Annotated in this window: 13 protein-coding genes and 3 pseudogenes; 9 read left to right on the plus strand and 7 right to left on the minus strand. The window is 57.5% G+C overall.

The window, feature by feature from the left end; all coding sequences use genetic code 11:
* Positions 1-63 precede the first annotated feature (63 nt).
* Complete coding sequence (locus tag J1N50_RS04550; RefSeq protein ID WP_054588702.1) at positions 64-3,000, minus strand: TonB-dependent receptor; 2,937 nt, start codon at positions 2,998-3,000, stop codon at positions 64-66.
* Positions 3,001-3,687: 687 nt separating this feature from the next.
* On the opposite strand from J1N50_RS04550, the gene J1N50_RS04555 reads away from it, so the two are divergent.
* A complete protein-coding gene (locus J1N50_RS04555; RefSeq protein WP_215350569.1) occupies positions 3,688-4,800 on the plus strand; it encodes a hypothetical protein in 1,113 nt (370 codons plus the stop codon).
* Positions 4,725-5,332: pseudogene (locus J1N50_RS04560) on the plus strand (IS5 family transposase); the annotation flags it as partial. The gene J1N50_RS04555 and the pseudogene J1N50_RS04560, both read left to right, overlap by 76 nt.
* A 115-nt stretch (positions 5,333-5,447) precedes the next feature.
* On the opposite strand, the gene J1N50_RS04565 reads toward J1N50_RS04560, so the two are convergent.
* From J1N50_RS04565 to J1N50_RS04575, 3 genes are all read right to left on the minus strand, one after another.
* Complete coding sequence (locus J1N50_RS04565; protein WP_054590306.1) at positions 5,448-6,218, minus strand: NUDIX hydrolase; 771 nt, start codon at positions 6,216-6,218, stop codon at positions 5,448-5,450.
* Between the two features lie 64 nt (positions 6,219-6,282).
* Positions 6,283-7,872, minus strand: coding sequence for an ABC1 kinase family protein (locus J1N50_RS04570; RefSeq protein ID WP_039575416.1), 1,590 nt, complete (start codon positions 7,870-7,872; stop codon positions 6,283-6,285).
* A gap of 5 nt (positions 7,873-7,877) precedes the next feature.
* Positions 7,878-8,366 (minus strand): MarR family winged helix-turn-helix transcriptional regulator, encoded by a 489-nt coding sequence (locus J1N50_RS04575; RefSeq protein WP_052208277.1) that lies wholly within the window; start codon positions 8,364-8,366, stop codon positions 7,878-7,880.
* A gap of 131 nt (positions 8,367-8,497) precedes the next feature.
* Here J1N50_RS04575 and J1N50_RS04580 point away from each other — a divergent pair, with 131 nt between their 5' ends.
* The 7 genes from J1N50_RS04580 to J1N50_RS04610 all read left to right on the plus strand — a co-directional run bounded on the left by J1N50_RS04580 (position 8,498) and on the right by J1N50_RS04610 (position 16,400).
* Complete coding sequence (locus J1N50_RS04580) at positions 8,498-9,625, plus strand: HlyD family secretion protein (protein WP_054590305.1); 1,128 nt, start codon at positions 8,498-8,500, stop codon at positions 9,623-9,625.
* On the plus strand, positions 9,622-11,193 hold the full coding sequence (locus J1N50_RS04585; RefSeq protein WP_095385529.1) for an MDR family MFS transporter: 1,572 nt from the start codon (positions 9,622-9,624) through the stop codon (positions 11,191-11,193). Before J1N50_RS04580 ends, J1N50_RS04585 begins: the two co-directional genes overlap by 4 nt.
* A 7-nt stretch (positions 11,194-11,200) precedes the next feature.
* Positions 11,201-12,664 carry an efflux transporter outer membrane subunit gene (locus tag J1N50_RS04590; RefSeq protein WP_039575413.1) on the plus strand — a complete coding sequence of 488 codons (1,464 nt, stop codon included), beginning with the start codon at positions 11,201-11,203 and terminating at the stop codon, positions 12,662-12,664.
* A 355-nt stretch (positions 12,665-13,019) separates the two neighbouring features.
* Positions 13,020-14,120, plus strand: coding sequence for an MlaE family ABC transporter permease (locus tag J1N50_RS04595; RefSeq protein WP_168707802.1), 1,101 nt, complete (start codon positions 13,020-13,022; stop codon positions 14,118-14,120).
* A gap of 26 nt (positions 14,121-14,146) precedes the next feature.
* Positions 14,147-14,884, plus strand: coding sequence for an ABC transporter ATP-binding protein (locus tag J1N50_RS04600; protein ID WP_343227841.1), 738 nt, complete (start codon positions 14,147-14,149; stop codon positions 14,882-14,884).
* On the plus strand, positions 14,884-15,792 hold the full coding sequence (locus J1N50_RS04605; protein ID WP_054588698.1) for an MlaD family protein: 909 nt from the start codon (positions 14,884-14,886) through the stop codon (positions 15,790-15,792). The genes J1N50_RS04600 and J1N50_RS04605 overlap by 1 nt, the downstream gene beginning before the upstream one ends.
* Positions 15,789-16,400 carry an ABC-type transport auxiliary lipoprotein family protein gene (locus J1N50_RS04610; RefSeq protein WP_081997347.1) on the plus strand — a complete coding sequence of 204 codons (612 nt, stop codon included), beginning with the start codon at positions 15,789-15,791 and terminating at the stop codon, positions 16,398-16,400. Before J1N50_RS04605 ends, J1N50_RS04610 begins: the two co-directional genes overlap by 4 nt.
* 18 nt (positions 16,401-16,418) lie before the next feature.
* On the opposite strand, the pseudogene J1N50_RS04615 reads toward J1N50_RS04610, so the two are convergent.
* The 3 genes and pseudogenes from J1N50_RS04615 to tnpC all read right to left on the minus strand — a co-directional run.
* A pseudogene (locus J1N50_RS04615) lies at positions 16,419-17,200 on the minus strand (IS5 family transposase).
* Positions 17,201-17,269: 69 nt separating this feature from the next.
* Positions 17,270-17,542, minus strand: a pseudogene (locus J1N50_RS04620) (integrase core domain-containing protein); the annotation flags it as partial.
* A gap of 12 nt (positions 17,543-17,554) precedes the next feature.
* Positions 17,555-18,418, minus strand: an 864-nt coding sequence (gene tnpC, locus J1N50_RS04625; protein ID WP_215350570.1) for an IS66 family transposase, incomplete at its 5' end; no start/stop codon positions are given.

Here is an 18,418-nt window from a genome sequence, read left to right on the forward strand (position 1 = left end):
CCCTCCGACGCCGCGATTTTCATGCGGTATAATTTTTCCCGATCGATTGGGACAGCTAAAGCATTAGAATTTTGCGCCGATCGCGACACCATAACGCCGCGGATCAAGCGTGTAGATATTTGTAAAATTACCGGAAGATGCATCGGTGACATAAAGTCCGGTAACTGAGTTGCTATCGAAGATATTCTGAACGAACCCCCGGACAAACCAGCGCTCGTCGGCACCATTCAACTGCAAAACTGCATTAGCCTGTACGAAAGGTTGGATGCGATTAATTCTGCCGTTGAAGATATTGCCATATTGCTTTCCGGTCATGGAAATGTCGACGCGGGGGACGAGTGTCATACCATTCCCGACCTCTGCCGTGTACTGCACGCCCATCGAGACCTTGACATTCGGCGCTTGCGGCAATGTGTTGCCCTTGATGTTAACCTCGACGCCAGGACTCAATACCTGGATCCCGCTGTTCGCAGGGATAGCGCTCGCGAGGACACCGCAAATGCCGAACGCGCCGCTGGAGGCGATATTGCCGTCCGAAGGAAATTCCTGCGGTGCGCGAAGGCCGAGAGCCGCATTTACGCCCGCAACGAACGCATCAGCAACGCCAGGCGCAGGTCCCGTGACAGCGCAGTGCGCACCATTGCTGATGTCCTTGATAATCACGGCATCAGGATCCCCGCCGCCCGGATCACGCGGATTGGAGAAGAATTGATCGCCGGCGACCTTGGCATTGAGATAGCTGAAGGACAGATTGATAAGCCAGTTCGGGTCCGGCCTGATGACAGACTCCAGTTCGACACCCCAGATATTGGCGTCAACCGTGTCATTCACGGACGTTCTTGCCACGATGCGGCTGAGCTGCAGTCCACTATATTTGTAGTAAAATGCGGTGGCATTGAGTTGTAACGCGCCGTTTGCGAAGACGTTCTTGGAGCCGATCTCGAAGGCATCGATCGTTTCAGAGCCGAAACTCTCGCTGACGGCGAAAATCGGAGAAAGCGGAGGATTGATCCCGCCGGATTTGTAACCCCTAGAATAAGATGCATAGAGTGAATTGTCCGGCGTAACCTCGAAGGCCAGAACTGCTCGTCCGGTAATTTCGTCGAAGCTTACTTCGCGAAACTGGGCGAGCTGTTGGCCCGGCGTCCCCGGGTCGGCATCGAAAAGCCCAGACGGCCCGGTGAGGGGCGTTATCGGGGTATCGAACGGATCTCCATCATTGGCATAAGGGTTCAGGAAACTGATCAGCGTCGTACGCGCCGTCACATCCTTCTTGTCATTATTGTAACGCAGCCCCCCGGTCAACGTCAGCCGGTCGCTTAGATCGAAATAGACCTCGCCGAAAATGCCATAGCTCTCTAGATTCGATTCCAGCGAGTTGTTCCGATACATCGACGTCGCGAAATAGGATGGCGGAAGGCCGCCCGACAAGGAGCCGAATGAACCCAATACGGCACTGGCGTAATCGAGCGCAAACGAGTTCACATAATAGCTATTGTCGGTGGTTTTCGATTTCGCGTAAATTCCGCCCAACAGGAAATTGAACGGCCCGTCGAAGTCACTCGTGAGGATGAGCTCTCCGCTCCACGATTCGCGTTGTTCCGAAGATCGATCGAAAGAAAGCGGCGTTTCGGAACACAGCGAGTTCCCTTCGAAAGCGCCTCTGCTTCCATCATCATTATCCGACGTGCACAGCACGCCCTGCGGACCGTCCGGGATTAGAGCGCCGGCAATCGGCGAAAAATAGGCCGAAGAGCCGGGAATGAAGGCTGGCGCCGGCGGAGCAAGACCTGTCGGTAATCCGTTAGCCGCAAAAAAGTCCAACGTATTGAGCGCCGGGGCGAAACCGGCACGGCTTTGAATTCCAAGAAAATAGTCCTGCCTGGAATCGACTTCAGTATCCTGATAAATGCCGGTGGCCGTCAGGGTCATCGCGCCGAATTTTTGCTCAAGGCGCGCCTGCACCTGTAGCTCTTCGGCAAAATAGAAAGGGGTATAGGCCGTGTTGACGACACGCACATCGCCAGGCTCCTGAAACCCGGAAAACCCATCAGGGCCATAAAGGCTGCCGAGGCCGAGCACGGCGGGAATGCCCTGAATGGCGAAGAACTCGGATGAACTGAGCGTCGCACCGACCGTTGAATTTGCGTTCGTGGTATCGAAATCACGTCGATTGTTCAGGCATCCGAGCACGCCCAATGGATCGCGTTGGCACGTTTGTTTCTGGTTTCTGAGGCGCGTGTCCTTTTCCCGGAAATAATAGCCCATGAGATCGATCGTCGTATCAGGACCGGGTTCGAAACGAAGGGAGCCTCGCAACGCATAGAGGTCCCGAGCGTCGATGTCCGATCCATCATAGAGATTCGTCGTATAACCGTCGCGGTTCACATATATGCCCGCCAGCCTCACGCCGATCATATCCCCGATCGGGACGTTGACCATGCCACGCGCTTCGATGCTGTTGAAATTGCCATACTCGAATTGCGCTTCAGCCTCGAAACGGGAGAGTTTGGGTTTCGCGGTCACAACATTCACGACCCCGGAGGTCGCATTCCGGCCGAACAGGGTGCCTTGAGGTCCGCGAAGGACTTCAATCCTTTCCAGATCGAAATATTCGGTCTCGAACAGGCGTGTTCCGAACAAGGGGGATCCATTGACATGGATTGCGGTCGCAGCATCGCAGGTGACGCCGACGCACAGGTCGCCAACGCCGCGAATAGTGAATGAAGCTGAGGTGAAATTGCCTTTCGAGAAAGATACATTGGGCAGCGTCAGCTGTAGATCCGAGGCATTTTCGATCTGCTGGCTTTCAAGCGCCTCAGCGCTGAATGCGCTGACAGCGATCGGTACGTCTTGCAAGCTTTGCGCCTGACGTTGCGCTGTCACGACGATGACATTGTCACCGCCATCTGGCTCTTCGGCTATGACTTCCTGAGCATTTGAGACCTGTGGCAACGCCATCACGACGGCGCTTGCCAACCAATAGGCTTTCTTATTCATCACCCTATCTCTCCCTGTCTCGATTTTTTCGTTTCTTGCGCGAACCCGTCCTTGTCCCCGATTGTCGATGTTCAAAAATGGGGCAGCTCGCCGAGCTGCCCCGAGTTTGAGGAGTGGCCAGAAGGAGATTTCCGGAGAGGAAAAGATTCTCGCCGCTCGGCTGGAAGATGAGCAGTTTTTCGGCATTTGGTAAAGAACTTTATTATGGCACTTTATTATTTTGCTCGGGGCGGTGGGAGGTGTGCCATCTCAGATCCGAAGATATCAGTTTATACATCCGATGCTTGCTGTCAGCGCTTCAGCCTTGGCGCGGTCGAGCGCGCGCCGACGACTTTTGGATGCGGCTGCGGTACGGCATGCCCGATCCGGAGCGCATGACCCGCGTGGTCGAAAGTTGGATAGCAGTGCAAAAGGCCGGGCTCTGATCCCGGCTGGTGGAAACCAGGGGGTCAGGTCAGTTCACCTATTCCTTCCCGTTCATTTTAGAGTCATCAAGATCGTATTAACCACGTCACGGTCCCTGCCGGGCAGGGCTTTCACGTGGGGGCATCCATGACCAGAACCAAACCATCCCTTAAGTCAGCTATCCTGTTGGCCAAATAGGATCAAGGCGACCGGCGCACCAATTTACCTCGTGACTGAGCCATGTGCGCGCGAAAACCGTCACCACTTCGATGGGGATTCGACATGACATTGCCATTTCACATGCCGTCCACAATCCGCCTTTCGGGTGTAGGTCTTGCCGCTTGTGCGATTGCCACGATTGCTGCCGCAAGTGCGCAGGCGCTACCACTATCCAGCTTCAAGGATCAGGGCGTCGACCATATCTTTGGCAGCTACGCCCCGCGCGGCGACTGCTCAAAGGAACCGCGCGTAACCATCGATGAAAAGGGCATGACGTTCCGCGCCAATGGTCGGGAAATAAAGCCCCCTCGGGTGGAATATGCTCTCACCTTCATGGGCCAGAGCTATGACGGCATCATGGCAGTATTTTTTCCCTTTCCAGTTAGCAGCAATGATTTTGGTCGGGTTCTCATGTATGTGAACGACGACGAGAAGCGCGGTGTCATCCGCTTTGAATCCGATCTGCCGCGCGGCCAACGCCCGGCTTCTTTCCATGCGGCCTTCACGGGTGGCGGCCCGTTCACGCTCTGCCAGGGCAGCGCTCTTGCTGGCACGCCACTGCCGCCACGGCCTGAGCCGGCGGTGGCCGTGCAAGGCATTCCAGCGGAATGGACCAATCTCGCCAGCCTCGTCGGCAAATATCCGGGAAGCTACGCCAAGGACAATATCGACCTGTTCGATAAGGGTACCTTGGCTGCGGCATTGAAGGCCCGGATGGGGCCGAAGATGGCTGCGCTGCGGACCAATCTCTCAGCCGTCTCGCCATTGCAGCGGGCTGGGAACTATTACTATCTTTCCGGCAATGCGCAGCATCAGGGCGGTGTGGAGCAGGCCTATATAATAATAGACCCGGCGCGCCGTGCGGTGCAGGTGGGCCTTTGGGAGCGCGGCAAGCTAACAGTTTATCCGTCTGCTTCGGGCGTTAGGCTGCCGATTGCGCCGGAAATCAAGACGCTGTTGGACAAAAGCCCGCCCGAAACGGCAGTGCCGCTTCCCGGTACACCCTGGGAAGTTGTACCGGTGCAAGGTCGCGCGCCCATGGCTTATGTGAGCGCCGCGGCATCGCCCAACATCGAAGCCCTCAGTCTCTATTGTGAAGGCGGAAATACGGCCCGGCGAAGACGCTCTACAATCGCTGGAAGCGGTGGAGCGACAAAGGCATCTTCATCCGCATGATGGAAGGCCTGGCGACACCTCAGGCTCCCGAGCGCAAGACGATCATGATCGACGCGACCTATCTTAAAGCGCACCGCACGGCGTCGAGCCTGCGGGTAAAAAAGGGGGTCCAGGACGCCTGATCGGCCGGACGAAAGGCGGCATGAACACCAAGCTTCATGCCGTGAGTGATGCGAATGGTCGTCCAATCAGCTTCTTCCTGACCGCCGGACCGGTCAGCGACTACACTGGCGCGGCCGCTTTGCTCGACAGTCTGCCCAACGCGCAATGGATGCTGGCCGACCGAGGCTATGATGCCGACTGGTTCCGCGACGCCCTGCAGGAGAAGGGTATCACGCCCTGCATCCCGGGCTGAAAAATCCGGAACACGACCGTAAAGTACGACAAACGCCGCTACAAACGCCGTAACCGCATCGAGATCATGTTCGGCCGCCTCAAAGACTGGAGGCGGGTCGCAACACGCTACGATCGCTGCCCGAAGGCCTTCTTCTCCGCCGTCGCACTCGCCGCAACCGTCATCTTCTGGCTCTGATCAATGAGTCCTGACCCTAGACTATGCGACAAGAAATACTGGGATAAAACAAGCCATTCCCCCAGTTACCCGGCTACGGATCGTAAGAGTTTGCCCCCGCTTGCTTGCTTCTATCTCAGCTGATAACTTCGAAGGCTGTGCCGTATCCCACGTCGGCGGGGATAGTGAGGATGTTCTTGCCGTCTCGCTGGATGACTTCTGGAAGGACCGGCACGATTTCGCGAGCCTTGGCCCGCGCGACGCAATCGTCTGCGCTCGCAGCTTCGGCTAGCAGTTGCAGGTTCAATCGCGTGGGAAAGATGATCGTTCGTTCACCGCTGACACCCAGTTTCAGGGCTTTGCTTGGCGAAAGCCATTCCGCATCAACGGTTTCATATCCATCACATGCTGCGATCTGGCGCTCTGGGGCGCGAACGACGAAGAAATGAGTGTCGAAGCGCTTTTGCATAAAGCTGGGCGTGATCCACCGCGCGAACTCGCTCAGGCGATCAAGGCGCAGTTGCACATCGGCCTCGCGCACAATGTCGAAAAATTCGCGCTCGCCTCGCTCGACGGCTTTGCGGCTTTCAAGATCGCAAATATCCTCGAACTCGCTACCGTCGCGATGATCGGCCAGCAGGATGCCTGCTTCCTCAAAGGCTTCACGAATCGCGGCAATCCGAAGGGTGCGCTGCGTAGGATCTAGCGTTTTCCAGCCCCTGCAATAATCGGCCCATTCAGGCGCTTCATCGGCAGCAGAAGGTTTTCCACCGGGAAAGACCAGCGCGCCGGATGCAAAATCGATCTGGTGATGCCGCTTGACCATCAGCACCTGGAACTCCGGCTCGTCGCGAAGCAACAGCATGGTGGCTGCGGGGACCGGATCGACTGGCTTCTGCAGTGTCATCATAAACTCCAGTTCTCAGTTGGCCTGATATTGGACGCTGGCCCGTTCAAGCTGAGCAACGATCTTATCGCCATTTGCGCAGAAGAACCAACCCGGCAAGAGCCACTGCAACACTTGCAAGCACCCAGGATTGATTCGCAAGCAGCGCCGCGGAGACGATAAGTGCGGCCGCCACAGGACCTTTGACAGGCTGGCTCGCGCGGCGAATGGCTGCGAGCTTCTCAAAACTTGCCGGATCAATCTGGACAGGCACATGCCCGGACTTGGCTATAGCGGCGGCGTTATCGAGAAGGTCAGGCATGATCGCCGCTAGGGCGAGGAGTTGTCGGCGAACTTTTTTTAAATTGGCGCGATTCCTGCCAAGGGAGAATCTTTCTGCGAACAGCTCCAACATGATGGGGCGTGTTTCCTCCCCGATATTATAGTCAGGCGCAAAGGAACGCGCAAACCCTTCCGCCGTGAGCAATGTTCGAAGAAGGATCGCCAGATCAGGCGGAAGTGCGAGCTGATAGTCTCGCAGGAGATCGAACACGCGGCTGAAAATATGCGAGAACTCAATCCCCGAAAGGACCGTTCCCCTGAACTCACCGATCAGCTGGTCCAAATTCTGGGTGAGCCCATCACGGTCAACTTTCGGATCTCCAGCCCATTCGAGCAACACGTTCGCGACGTCTGCTGTGTCTTCGTCGGCTATAGCCATGACAAGTCGTACCAGTTCCTCGCGCCTCGCCTTTGTGAGAGTGCCGACCGATCCGAAGTCGATAAAGCCCACATCCTGTTCCCCGATAAGGAAAACATTGCCTGGATGCGGATCGCCATGAAATTCGCCATTCAGAATGATCATGCGCAGGACTGCATTCGCATATTGTCTCGCGAACGCCGCCACGCGTGGGTCGGTCGATTCGGCCTCGATCGCAGACGCGGGCGTTCCATACAGCCGCTCCTGGACGTTGACCCGTATCCCCGTCAGTTCCCAATGAATTGTTGGAGTCTTGATCCCAAGCGTATCAAGATAGCCACCGATACGCTCGCATGCACGAGCTTCTGCTGCCAGATCCATTTCCCAGGCAAGATTTCTGCCAAAGGTTCGCAGGAACTCTACCGGGCGATAGCGGGCGATTTCAGGGGATCGATCCTCGGCAACGGCGGCGAGGCGCGTCAGGAGCCGCACATCGGCCTCCATTCGCGCAGCAGTGCCCGGACGCCGCACCTTTATGATAACGTCGGCGCCGTCGAGCAGCGAAGCAGAGTAGGTCTGCGCTACCGAAGCCGAAGCCAGTGGTTGTTCATCGAATTGGGTGAATTCCCCTCGCCAGTCAGCTCCCCAGCTTGCGGCAAGGATGGGCTCGATTTCTTCGAATGGCACCGGAGAAACCTGATCGTGGAGCGTCGCGAAGGCAGCAATCCAGGACCTGGAAAACAGATCGCTGCGCGTCGCCAGCAGCTGTCCAAGCTTTATTCCGACCGGACCAATGTCGCGCAGGAGTGCGACGACCGCCGCCGGCCGCAATTCACCTGGATCGATTGACTTGGCCGGATGCGGAATGACTCCGAGAGCGCCCGCCAGGCTTTTGGCGCCGTGCCGGACAAGAATCTGTCCTATCTCGGCGGCGCGTGCGATGTCTCCTATCGGTTTATCTCGGAACCCAGGCATATGTCCTATTCCGCATCGGTCCGGCTCTGATCGAGATTCGACGCAATCCGCACAAGAATGTCCAGCAACGTCCGTTTTTCGTCGCGCGTGGCGTTCCGCCATAGGACCCTATGCAGCCCGTCCGCGGATTCTCTCAGTTGGGGCAACAACCTGTCGAGCTCCTGGGTCAGGATGAGCTGCCATGCCCGGCCGTCCGTTTTGGCTCGTCGCCTTTCCATCAATCCTTTCCCACAAAGGCCAGCGACGGCTTGACCGATCGTGGCGGATTCCAACTCTAGTCGCTTGGCAATTCCGGCCTGCGTCAACGATGGTTCGCGGAGAAGTTGTCCGATGATGCGCCACTGCGTCTGATTGAGGCCAATCTTGGCAATCCGTGCGTCATAAGCGCGCCTCGCCCCCCGACTAATCTCGTCCATCAAATATAGCATACGGTCGTCGTCGGTGAGGGCGCCTTCGCGAAGCCGTGGCGGCATTGTGTCGAGATTTGCGTTCATACCGCTGCCTAGTCCGTTTCGTGGGAATGCCAAAACGCAAATTACTAAACGATTTTACTAACCGGATGGAACGGTCTACGCCACGCCATGAAGCGACTTAGCACATGTCCAAAATCCTTCGAAAGAGGCAGATGACCGACGAACCAAATGAGCGGGAACAGGATCGCGCGCCCGCATCCAGCCTGAAATCGCAACCCAAATTTCGCCTCATCCTCATCATAGCCATCACTGCTGCGCTGATTGCAGGTGGTTGGTGGTATTACAGGCATGTCACCTATGGGCAGTACATGCAGTCGACCGACAACGCCTATGTCGCGGCCGACAGCGTTGTGGTTTCATCAAAAGTGGCCGGATACGTGGACGCGGTGCTCGTCTCTGAGAACGGGCGGGTCAGTCCCGGCGAGGCGCTCGTGCAACTGGATGTGCGAGATTATAGAGCCCAGGCGCAACAGGCGCGTGCGCAAATTGCGGCGACGCTGGCCGGCGCCGACACAATCCGCTCGCAAGTAACCGAACAGGACTCAGCGATTCGGCAGGCGCGGGCCCAACTCGCCGCCAAGCGCGCGGCGCTCGACCTCGCCAATGAGCAGGTAGCGAGGTATCGCCCCCTTGCCGCGACCGGTGCGGAGCCGCGAGAAAAGCTTCAACAATATGAGACACAGGCGCAGCAAGCGCACGCCGACTTTGTTGCTGCCCAGGCAGCAGTCTCTGCTGCCAACGGTCGGAGGGCCACCTTGTTCAAACAGATCGACCAGACCGAAGCCCAAGCTGACGCGGCCCGCGCGCAGCTGGAAGCGGCCGACCTAGATGTCACATCGACTCTGCTGCGAGCCAGCAAGGGAGGTCGCGTTGGCGATCTAACAGTAAGGGTCGGCCAATTCGTTCAGCCCGGTCAGCGATTGATGACGGTGGTTCCGGTAAACGAAATCTACGTCATCGCTAATTTCAAGGAGACGCAGGTCGGCCTTTTGCGGGCGGGGCAACCGGTCAGGCTCGAGGTCGATGCTCTTCCCGACTTTGAGATTGCTGGACGCGTTGAGAGCATCTCGCCCGGAACCGGAGCAGAATTTTCGATCCTGCCGCCCGAAAACGCCACAGGGAATTTCACCAAGATTGTTCAGCGGATAACGGTTCGTATCGCGATAATAGCCTCGCCCAAAGTGCGTCGTCTGCTCGTCCCGGGCATGTCGGTTGTGGCAGTTGTCGACACGCGAAACGCTGCCGGAGAGCTGAAAGAGATCTCGAGTACCGACAAATGACCGCCGAGTTGGCATCGAACAGCGCCTCTGGTACTCCGACTGCAGAAAGGCGGAATGCCGATATCACCGCGTGGATAGCGGTCGCAGCGGGTGCACTTGGCGCCATGCTCGCAACACTCGATATCTCTATCGTCAATTCCGCGCTTCCGGTGATCCAGGGCGAAATCGGAGCCAGCGGCACCGAGGGCACTTGGATTGCCACCGCATTTCTCGTTGCCGAAATTGTGGTAATTCCGCTTAGCGCCTGGCTTGAACGCCTTTTTGGACTGCGAAACCTGCTCATCATTGCGGTTTCCGCGTTCACCGGCTTCTCAATTCTTTGCGGTATGGCGACCGACCTCACGACCATGATCATCGGTCGCACGGGTCAGGGTTTCATGGGTGGTGCGCTGATACCAACTGCGATGACCATCGTGGCGAAAAGATTGCCGCCCCATCAACAGCCGATCGGCATGGCGCTGTTCGGCATGACAGTGATTCTGGGTCCGGTCATGGGGCCGCTGATCGGTGGCTGGCTGACCGAAAATTTGAGCTGGCACTATGCCTTCTTTGTCAATGTTCCAATCTGCGCCGTACTGCTGCTGCTGCTATTCGTCGGGCTTCCTCACGAAGAGCCGAAGTGGGAGTATCTGACCGATGCTGATTGGGCGGGCATTGCCGGCCTGATTCTGGGGTTGGGCGCTTTGACTGTGTTGCTTGAGGAGGGGCATCGCGAGGAATGGTTTGAATCCGCTCTTATTCGCTGGCTGGCACTCATTGCCGTTATCGGTTTCGCTTCACTCATATACGGGCAGCTGAACGCGTCGAAGCCCGTCCTGAAACTCCGCCTCCTTCTCAATCGCCAATTCGGAAGCGTTGCGGTGATGGCTCTCGCCCTGGGAATGGTCATGTATGGTTCGACCTACGTCATTCCCCAATTTCTTGCGATCATATCCGATTATAACGCTTTTCAAACCGGGCTCGTTATATTTTGGATGGGTATTCCGGCTTTTGTGCTTATGCCGATCCTGCCCTTCATGATCCGCAGACTCCACATTCGCATTGCCGTCGGTGTCGGAATGCTTCTGATGGCGGCCAGCTGTTTCGTCAGCATAAGCCTCACCGCGGAATCTGGGGGCGCCGTATTCATCGAAAGCCAGCTTATTCGGGGTGTTGGCATGATTCTGGCCATGATGTTCCTGAACCAGGCTACCGTAGCCTCGGTGGCAAAGACAGATGCTGGCGATGCCTCCGGTATTTTTAACGCCGCTCGAAATCTCGGAGGATCTTTCGCTTTGGCCGGACTGGCTTCGTTTCAGGACCAGCGGATCTGGCACCATAGCCGGCGCATGGAAGAGACGCTGAATGCCAACAGTGCTTCACTCCAGATTTATCTTGATGAACTCGCGAAAAGCTTCGGCGGGATGGAGGGTGCCATGTCGATGCTAGGCCGGACCATCCAGCGGGACGCGTTCGTAATGACCTACAATGATGTATTCTTGGTGATGGGCGTCCTGACCTTGATGACCGTTCCTTTGGTCATCTTTTTGAAGCCGCTTCCCAAGAATGTTTCCCTTTCGATGCACTGAGCCTGACATGATAAGAAAATCTGTAATATCGCTTCTCGCCTCGTTTCTGCTGGCCGGTTGTGTTGCGGGCCCAGACTACGCCGGGCCTCCAGAAGTATTCTCGGCGAACCGAAATGACGGCTTTGTCCGTGCCGGCGGTAACATCATCGATACCGAGCCCGAGCTGGCAGAGTGGTGGCTCCTTTTGAACGATCCGGAATTGACCAGGCTTATCGAGGCTGCGTTATCGGACAATCCTTCGCTTCAGGCTGCGCAAGCGCGGATTGCGCAGGCGCGGGCATCCGTGAGACAGGAGAAGGCCGGAAGATTTCCGACGCTTGGAACCCAGGCGACGGCTATTCAGGGCCGCTTGCCGGGCCTTGATATTCAGAACAGTGCCCCGCCTTCGGCGAGCGCGCCTGTTAGTCCGCAGGGACAGGCGGATGATAGCCTCAGTGTCTACAATCTCGGGCTCAACGCTAACTGGGAGCTGGATTTCGCAGGAGGAACGCAGCGACGGATCGAGGCCGGCAACGCTCAGGCCGCGGCAGCGGTTGCCAATGTGGAGGATGCCAAGGTCCAGCTGACCGCCGAAGTTGCCAATGCCTATGTCAACCTGCGCGAGGCCCAGTTTCGAGCCAAAGCGTACCGAACCGAGTGCGAGTTGCAGCAGCAAACCCTCTCGCTAACCTATCAACGGTATCAGCAAGGCGTGTTGCCCCTGTTCCCTCTCGGCAATGCAAATGCCGAGCTCGAGCTGCTCAAGTCTCAGCTCGCCGAGGCCGAAGCTGACACGGCGGTATTGCTCGATGCGCTTGCCATTCTAGCTGGACAGATCCCAGGGACAACGGACGAAGCGCTGAAACAGATCTTCGATGTTCCCCTCCCGCCGGAACAGGTCGCCGTGGGCGACCCCTCCAACCTTGTCGCACGTCGGCCCGACATCCGCGCGGCCGAACGCAGCCTGGCGGCAGCAACGGCTCGGATCGGTGTTGCGGAGGCTGCACGATTTCCGAAGCTGTCATTCATGGGAATCTTGGGACTTGGCGGAACGTCGCCAGACGATCTCTTTGATGTGAGCAATCCGTCAATTCTCGCCATTCCACAGTTGCAGTGGAACTTCCTCGATTTCGGAAGGGTCGATGCCTCGGTCGATCAGGCGAGCGCCGTCCGTGCCGAGGCAGTTGCCAACTATCGAAAGACGGTGCTTTCTGCACTTCAGGACGCCGAGCGCGCGTTGTCGCGCTTTAGCCAGCAGCGCTCTGCCCTGGTGGCGTTCGCGCAGATCAAGTCCCAGGCAGATGGCGCAGCCGATCTTGATCGACAACGATTTGCCGGCGGAGTGATCTCGCGCGCCGACCTAAATCGCACGCTTCGCAAACAGCAGCAGGCGGCAACCGACCTCGTCCGGGGAAAGGCGGCGCTCACGCTGTCATGGATCGCCCTGCAAAAATCACTCGGCCTGGGATGGCAAGTGCAAGCAAAGATTTAATGTCACCTACGAGTGTCGTTAATATGAACTCTAAGGTGCGATATCGGTTCAGAAAGAATCTCATAGGGATTTCAACTGACAATTTTATCTAACCTTAGCAAGAGTATCCTGTGCTTATTCAAACGATCTGTCGGCCGATTTGTGCGCAGCATACTCCTTGCAAGCGACCTGATATAACGCTACGGTGACGTTTACATAATGTCATTGCGGCAAGGCGCGATGTGTGGATCGGCATGGTTAAATGTGTGGGGTCAGTGGTCCCGCTTGCTGGCATGATCCGCTCGATGACGGGTTATGGGAGAGGGAGTTGCCACGGGCGATCCGCTCTCCCGACACCGGTTGGAGACTTGCTGCGATGAATGCGCGCACAGCACCGAACATCTTCGTTCGCGAAGGAGATGGCATTTCAACGTTGGTCGTTGAAGGTGACTGGACAGCGATGTCGATCGCAGGCCTTTCCGGGCATGTTCTGAGTCCCTCGAACCTCTCCTTCTCAAGCGACTTCGGAAACCTGGGAAGGATAGACAGCGCAGGCGCGCTCGCCATCCTGACTCTCGCACCCAATGCGGCATTTACCGCAGACCTGCCCGCCAATCTTGCTGATCTGTTCGCGCTGGTGGGCTCGGCCATGGCCGACCGCGATGTCCCGCCAATCAAAACTCCCCCATTTCACGTGCGTCTTGGCCAAAAAGTTTATCGAGCTGTCCAGGAAATCGGCGCAAGCGCTCGATTTCTCGGCCAACTTGAGGTGGCGCTCATGAAATCTCTTGCACATCCCAAAAGGATGCGATTGATCGCACTGGCGTCGTCAATTCAGAAGGTCGGCTTCGATGCGCTGCCACTCATAGCGATCATGACATTCTTTATCGGCGCAGTGGTGGCTCTCATAGGAAGCGATCTGCTCAAGACATTGGGTGCATCGGAACTGGTCGTCGAACTGGTTGGCATATCCGTCCTCCGCGAGTTCGGCGTCCTCATTCCCGCGATACTACTTGCCGGTCGGTCCGCTTCCACTTTCGCGGCCCAGATCGGCGCAATGCGAATGAATCAAGAGACGCAGGCAATGAAGGTGATGGGCATCGACCTGTTCGACGCGCTGGTTGTGCCACGCGTATTGGCATTGCTTGTAATTATGCCCCTCCTGGCGATTGTTGCCATGCTGGCTGGTTTGGCCGGCGGGCTTGTCGTCAGCTGGGGCATACTCGACGTGAGCCCGACATATTTCGCCGAACGACTCTCAGCTGCGGTCGATATCCGACACTTCTGGGTTGGAATGGCAAAAGTACCGGTGCTGGCCATTGTGATTGCGCTTGCCGGATGTCGCCACGGCCTTTCGGTACGCGGAGATGTTGAGGATCTGGGCGGGCGGGTGACCGTCGCCGTTGTCCAAGCGCTATTCGCAATCATCCTTCTGGATGCCGCCTTTGCAATTCTCTTCAACGTGCTCGAAATATGATTTGCGATCCGGACATCGTTATTCGGGTGGAGAATCTTAAAACCCGATTTGGCGATCACATTATCCACCAGGATTTGAACCTAGAAGTCCATCGTGGCGAGATTCTTGGTGTCGTCGGAGGGTCCGGTAGTGGAAAATCCGTCCTGATGAACACCATTTTGGGCCTGATTGCGCCTAGCCATGGGACAATCGAAATCTTTCAGAAAAAAATTGGGAGTCGCTTTGATCGTACGGAAATTGATCACCGAATTGGCGTCATGTTTCAAAATGGCGCGCTTTTTTCTTCTCTTAGTGTGCAAGAAAATGTCGAGGCTCCTCTCATCGAACATACCCGTCTTAGAGAGCCGTGGCTCGAGGCCGTGGCTCTGATGAAAATCGGCCTTGTCGGACTCGATGCCGAGGTGGGCCGGCAAATGCCCGCTGAACTTTCAGGCGGAATGCGAAAACGTGTAAGCGTAGCGAGGGCCTTGGCGCTCGATCCAGAATTGCTGTTCCTTGACGAACCCACTTCGGGCCTCGACCCGATCGCCGCCGCCGAATTTGACCAGCTGATACGGACGCTGAGCGACACGCTGGGGCTTACTGTCGTGATGGTGACCCATGATCTCGACAGCCTGTATTCCATCAGCGACCGCGTGGCCGTGGTTGCGGATCAGAAAATTGTCGAGGTTTCGCCAATCGCGGAACTTGAGAGGTCTGACCATCCTTGGATCAGGGCGTTTTTGGGAGGGCGGGCGGAGCGCGTCAAGGAAAGGAACCGTTAATGGAACGCGACGCGAACTACGGTCTGATTGGGGGCCTGACGCTGGCTCTGCTAGCGGCGGCTTTCGGCTTCATCCTCTGGCTCGGTCAATCCCAATTCGCCCGTAATTTCGACGAGTATCGGATCATTTTCGATGGTCCCGTCCGCGGTCTTAGCGAGGGAGGCGAGGTGCAGTTCAACGGAATTCCGGTGGGAGAAATCACGCGTATTAGTCTTGATCCCAGAAATCCAAACAGGGTGCTTGCAGGGGTGCGCCTGCGCGAGGATACGCCTGTGCGCGTCGATTCTACCGCCGCGACGGAGTCGCAAGGCATAACCGGCGGAAGCTACATCCAGATCAGTGCGGGGACGCCCTCTAAGCCGTTGTTGAAGGAGGTTTCCAAGGAAACGCTCCCAGTGATTAAGGCGGAAAAAAGTTCGCTACAATCCCTGATGGATGGAGGTGGCGCATTGTTGGCGGACGCTTCGCAGGCCCTGGAAAGGGTCAACCGGACCTTGTCCGACGAGAATATCGAAAATGTTTCGGCTGCTATTGCGGATGTAAGAGCTACCACGGCGGAATTGCGATCTAGTCGCGGAATGTTCAGCAAGGCTGAACAAGCGTTTGCACGCCTGGACCGGGCGGCGGCCGATATCGAGGCCGCGGCCGCATCGGCGCGCACGGCGATCGATGGCGACGGTCGCAAGACGTTTGCCGATGTCTCGGCAGCTGCTCGAGATCTTCGAGAGGGGATCGCCGAGGCGAGGGTGGTCATTCACAGGCTTGATGACGCCGCGAGTGGATTGGCGGCGCCCGACGGCTCCGGGATTGCTGCAACTTTGAAATCGCTCGATAGCGCGGCGCAGGAAATCGAGCAGCTCGCCGGCCAGCTACGACGGACCCCTCGTGAAAGGAAGCTCCCCCAATGAAAACGATCTCTGCAAGAATGTTTTTGCTGACGGGCGCGCTAATTTGCCTTTCTGGTTGCGGGAATATTCTGGGAACTGGCGGCAAATCGACGTTGTACCGGATCAGCAGCACGCCCGTACCGGAGCGTGAAATTGCACGACAGTGGATTCCGGTGTATATTACGCGACCGACGCTTCCGCCTGGGGCCGATGGAGACAGGATCCTCACGATCGAGAATCGCGAAGTCACGTATCTGGCCAAAGCACGGTGGATGAGGCCTGCGCCCGAGATGATCCGCGAGGCTATTGCCGGAAGCGTAGCGCGCAAAATCGATCACGCATATATCCCTGTCCAGAGCGTGGCTTCCGATCATTACGTCCTATCCGCACGGCTTTCTTCTTTTGCAGCCTATTACGAGCAGGGGCCCGACGCGGCCCCGATCATTCGCATCGCCGCGCAAGTGGAACTAAGCCGATCCAAAGAATCGGAACCACTGGCAGTCACGCGCATCGTCCTTGATAGGACAGCAAGCGCAAACAGTGTTTCGAGTATCGTCGAAGCCTTTGATCGCGCGAGCCTTGAAATGGCCGACAAAATCGCGAGTTGGACGGCTGCGGTGATCAATTAGCGGGTAGCCAATGGAAACTTAGGCCGCGTTGACAAAAGACTTCAGCCATAGCCGCGTGGCGGCGAGGTTTAGGAAGCTCTCGAACGAGAGAAGGGTTTTGTCATATCGAGTGGCGATGCGTCGTTGCTGTTTGAGCTTTCCGAACATGCGCTCGACGCGGTTGCGGTCCTTGTAACGGCGATAGTCGGGATGCTCTGGCACCTTGCGGTTCGAGCGGGGCGGGATGATCGGCAGGATGCCCCGGGTCAGCAGGCTTTCCCGGAAGCGATCACCATCATAGCCCTTGTCCGCGAGCAGCGCCTTGGGTGTGGCGACGGGGATCGCCATCAGCGGTTCGGCAGCGGTGTAATCAGAAGCCTCGCCGCCGGTCAGGATGAAGCCGACAGGCAGTCCTTGATTGTCGCAGCGGGCGTGGATTTTGCTCGTAAAGCCGCCGCGTGATCGACCAAGAGCGTTCGCACAAGCCCCCCTTTTCCGCCCGCTGCCGAAACATGGCCGCGAACGCTGGTGCTGTCGATCATATGTTGCCAGTCGTCGGTCAGACCCAGATCGACCAGCGTTTGCAGCAGGGCATCCCAGACACCCTGTTCGGCCCAGCGCCGGAAGCGGACATAGACCGAGTTCCACTTGCCGTAGCGCTCGTGCATGTCGCGCCAAGGGCAGCCGACCCGCAGCACGTGAAGCATGCCGTTGAGAAAGCGACGATTATCGCCCGACGGCCGCGCCCAGCGACCACGTTCAGGCGGCAGCAGCGGCCCAATCAGGTCCCACTCCGCATCCGACAAATCCCCGCGACCCATGACTGATCCTCAAAAAGCAGTCTTGAATCAGAAGGAGGAGGATTTGGGAATCCCTTTTGTCAACACGGCCTAGGTGTTTAGTCCCAGCATGTGATGGTGTGGCTCCATATTGAAGATATCCGGCTTGGATTTCCAGAGTTCTTCGATGGCCTCATAGGGTGTCTTGAAGCGCAGTGCCTTCAACTGCTTGGCAAAGTTGTAAGCGACCAACCAGTCGCGGACATGGCGGCGCAGCTCGTTGATCGACGTGTAATGGAAAGATTTGACGGTGGCCTCCTTGATGGTGCGCACCATCCTTTCGGCCTGACCGTTGGTCCATGGGTGATAGGGTTTGGTGAGGCGTAACCGGTGTTTTCAGGCTACGACGGTCCATGGCATGAGATCACCGACGCTGTTGGCGGGATAACCGTTGGCGAGGCTGGTGAGGGTTTCGGTCAGCCATTGGTGGGGGTTGATGGTGCTGAGCTTGCAACATTCGATGAGCGTGGCGATCACCGCCCAGTTGTCGCCGCCCTCGTCGGAACCGGCAAACAGGGCATTTTTGCGATTGCGAGCCAGCGGCCTGATCGATCGTTCGACGGTATTGGAGTCGAGGTCGATGCGACCGTCATCGATGAAGCGTGAGAGGCCGTCCCAGCGGGTGAGTGCGTAGCGGATCGCTTCGCCGAGCTTGCTCTTGGCGCTGACCTGGCGGCCACGGGCGGCAAGATATTGGTGAAGATCGTCGATGATGACGCGGCTGCGTCCGGCCCGAGCGGCACGACGCTGCTCGGCCGAGAGGCCGCGCACATCGTCCTCGATGGCGTAAAGCAAGGCGATGCGGCGCAGCACCTCGGTAGCGACCGGGGATGTATCAGCCAGTTCGTAGAATTTGCGACGCACATGCGCCCAGCAGAAAGCGAGCCTGATCTGCTGGCGCCGCCGGGGGAGCGCGGCGTAGCCGCCATAGCCATCGACCTGTAGGATGCCCGCAAAATCACCAAGATGGAACTGGGGACGCTCGGCCTTGCGATCTGGCGCATAGACATAGGCGACGATCGGCGGATCGCAGCCGCCCCATGGTCGGTCGTCGCGGGCATAGGCCCAGAGCTGGCCGGTCTTGGTCCGCCCGCGTCCGGGATCGAGCACCGGGGCGGTCGTCTCGTCGGCGAACAGCCGCTCGGATCGTCGTAGCTCGTCGAGAATGTGGTCACGCAAGGGGCGCAGATACCAGGCCGC

Source organism: Sphingopyxis soli (assembly GCF_018682675.1).
GTDB lineage: Bacteria > Pseudomonadota > Alphaproteobacteria > Sphingomonadales > Sphingomonadaceae > Sphingopyxis > Sphingopyxis soli.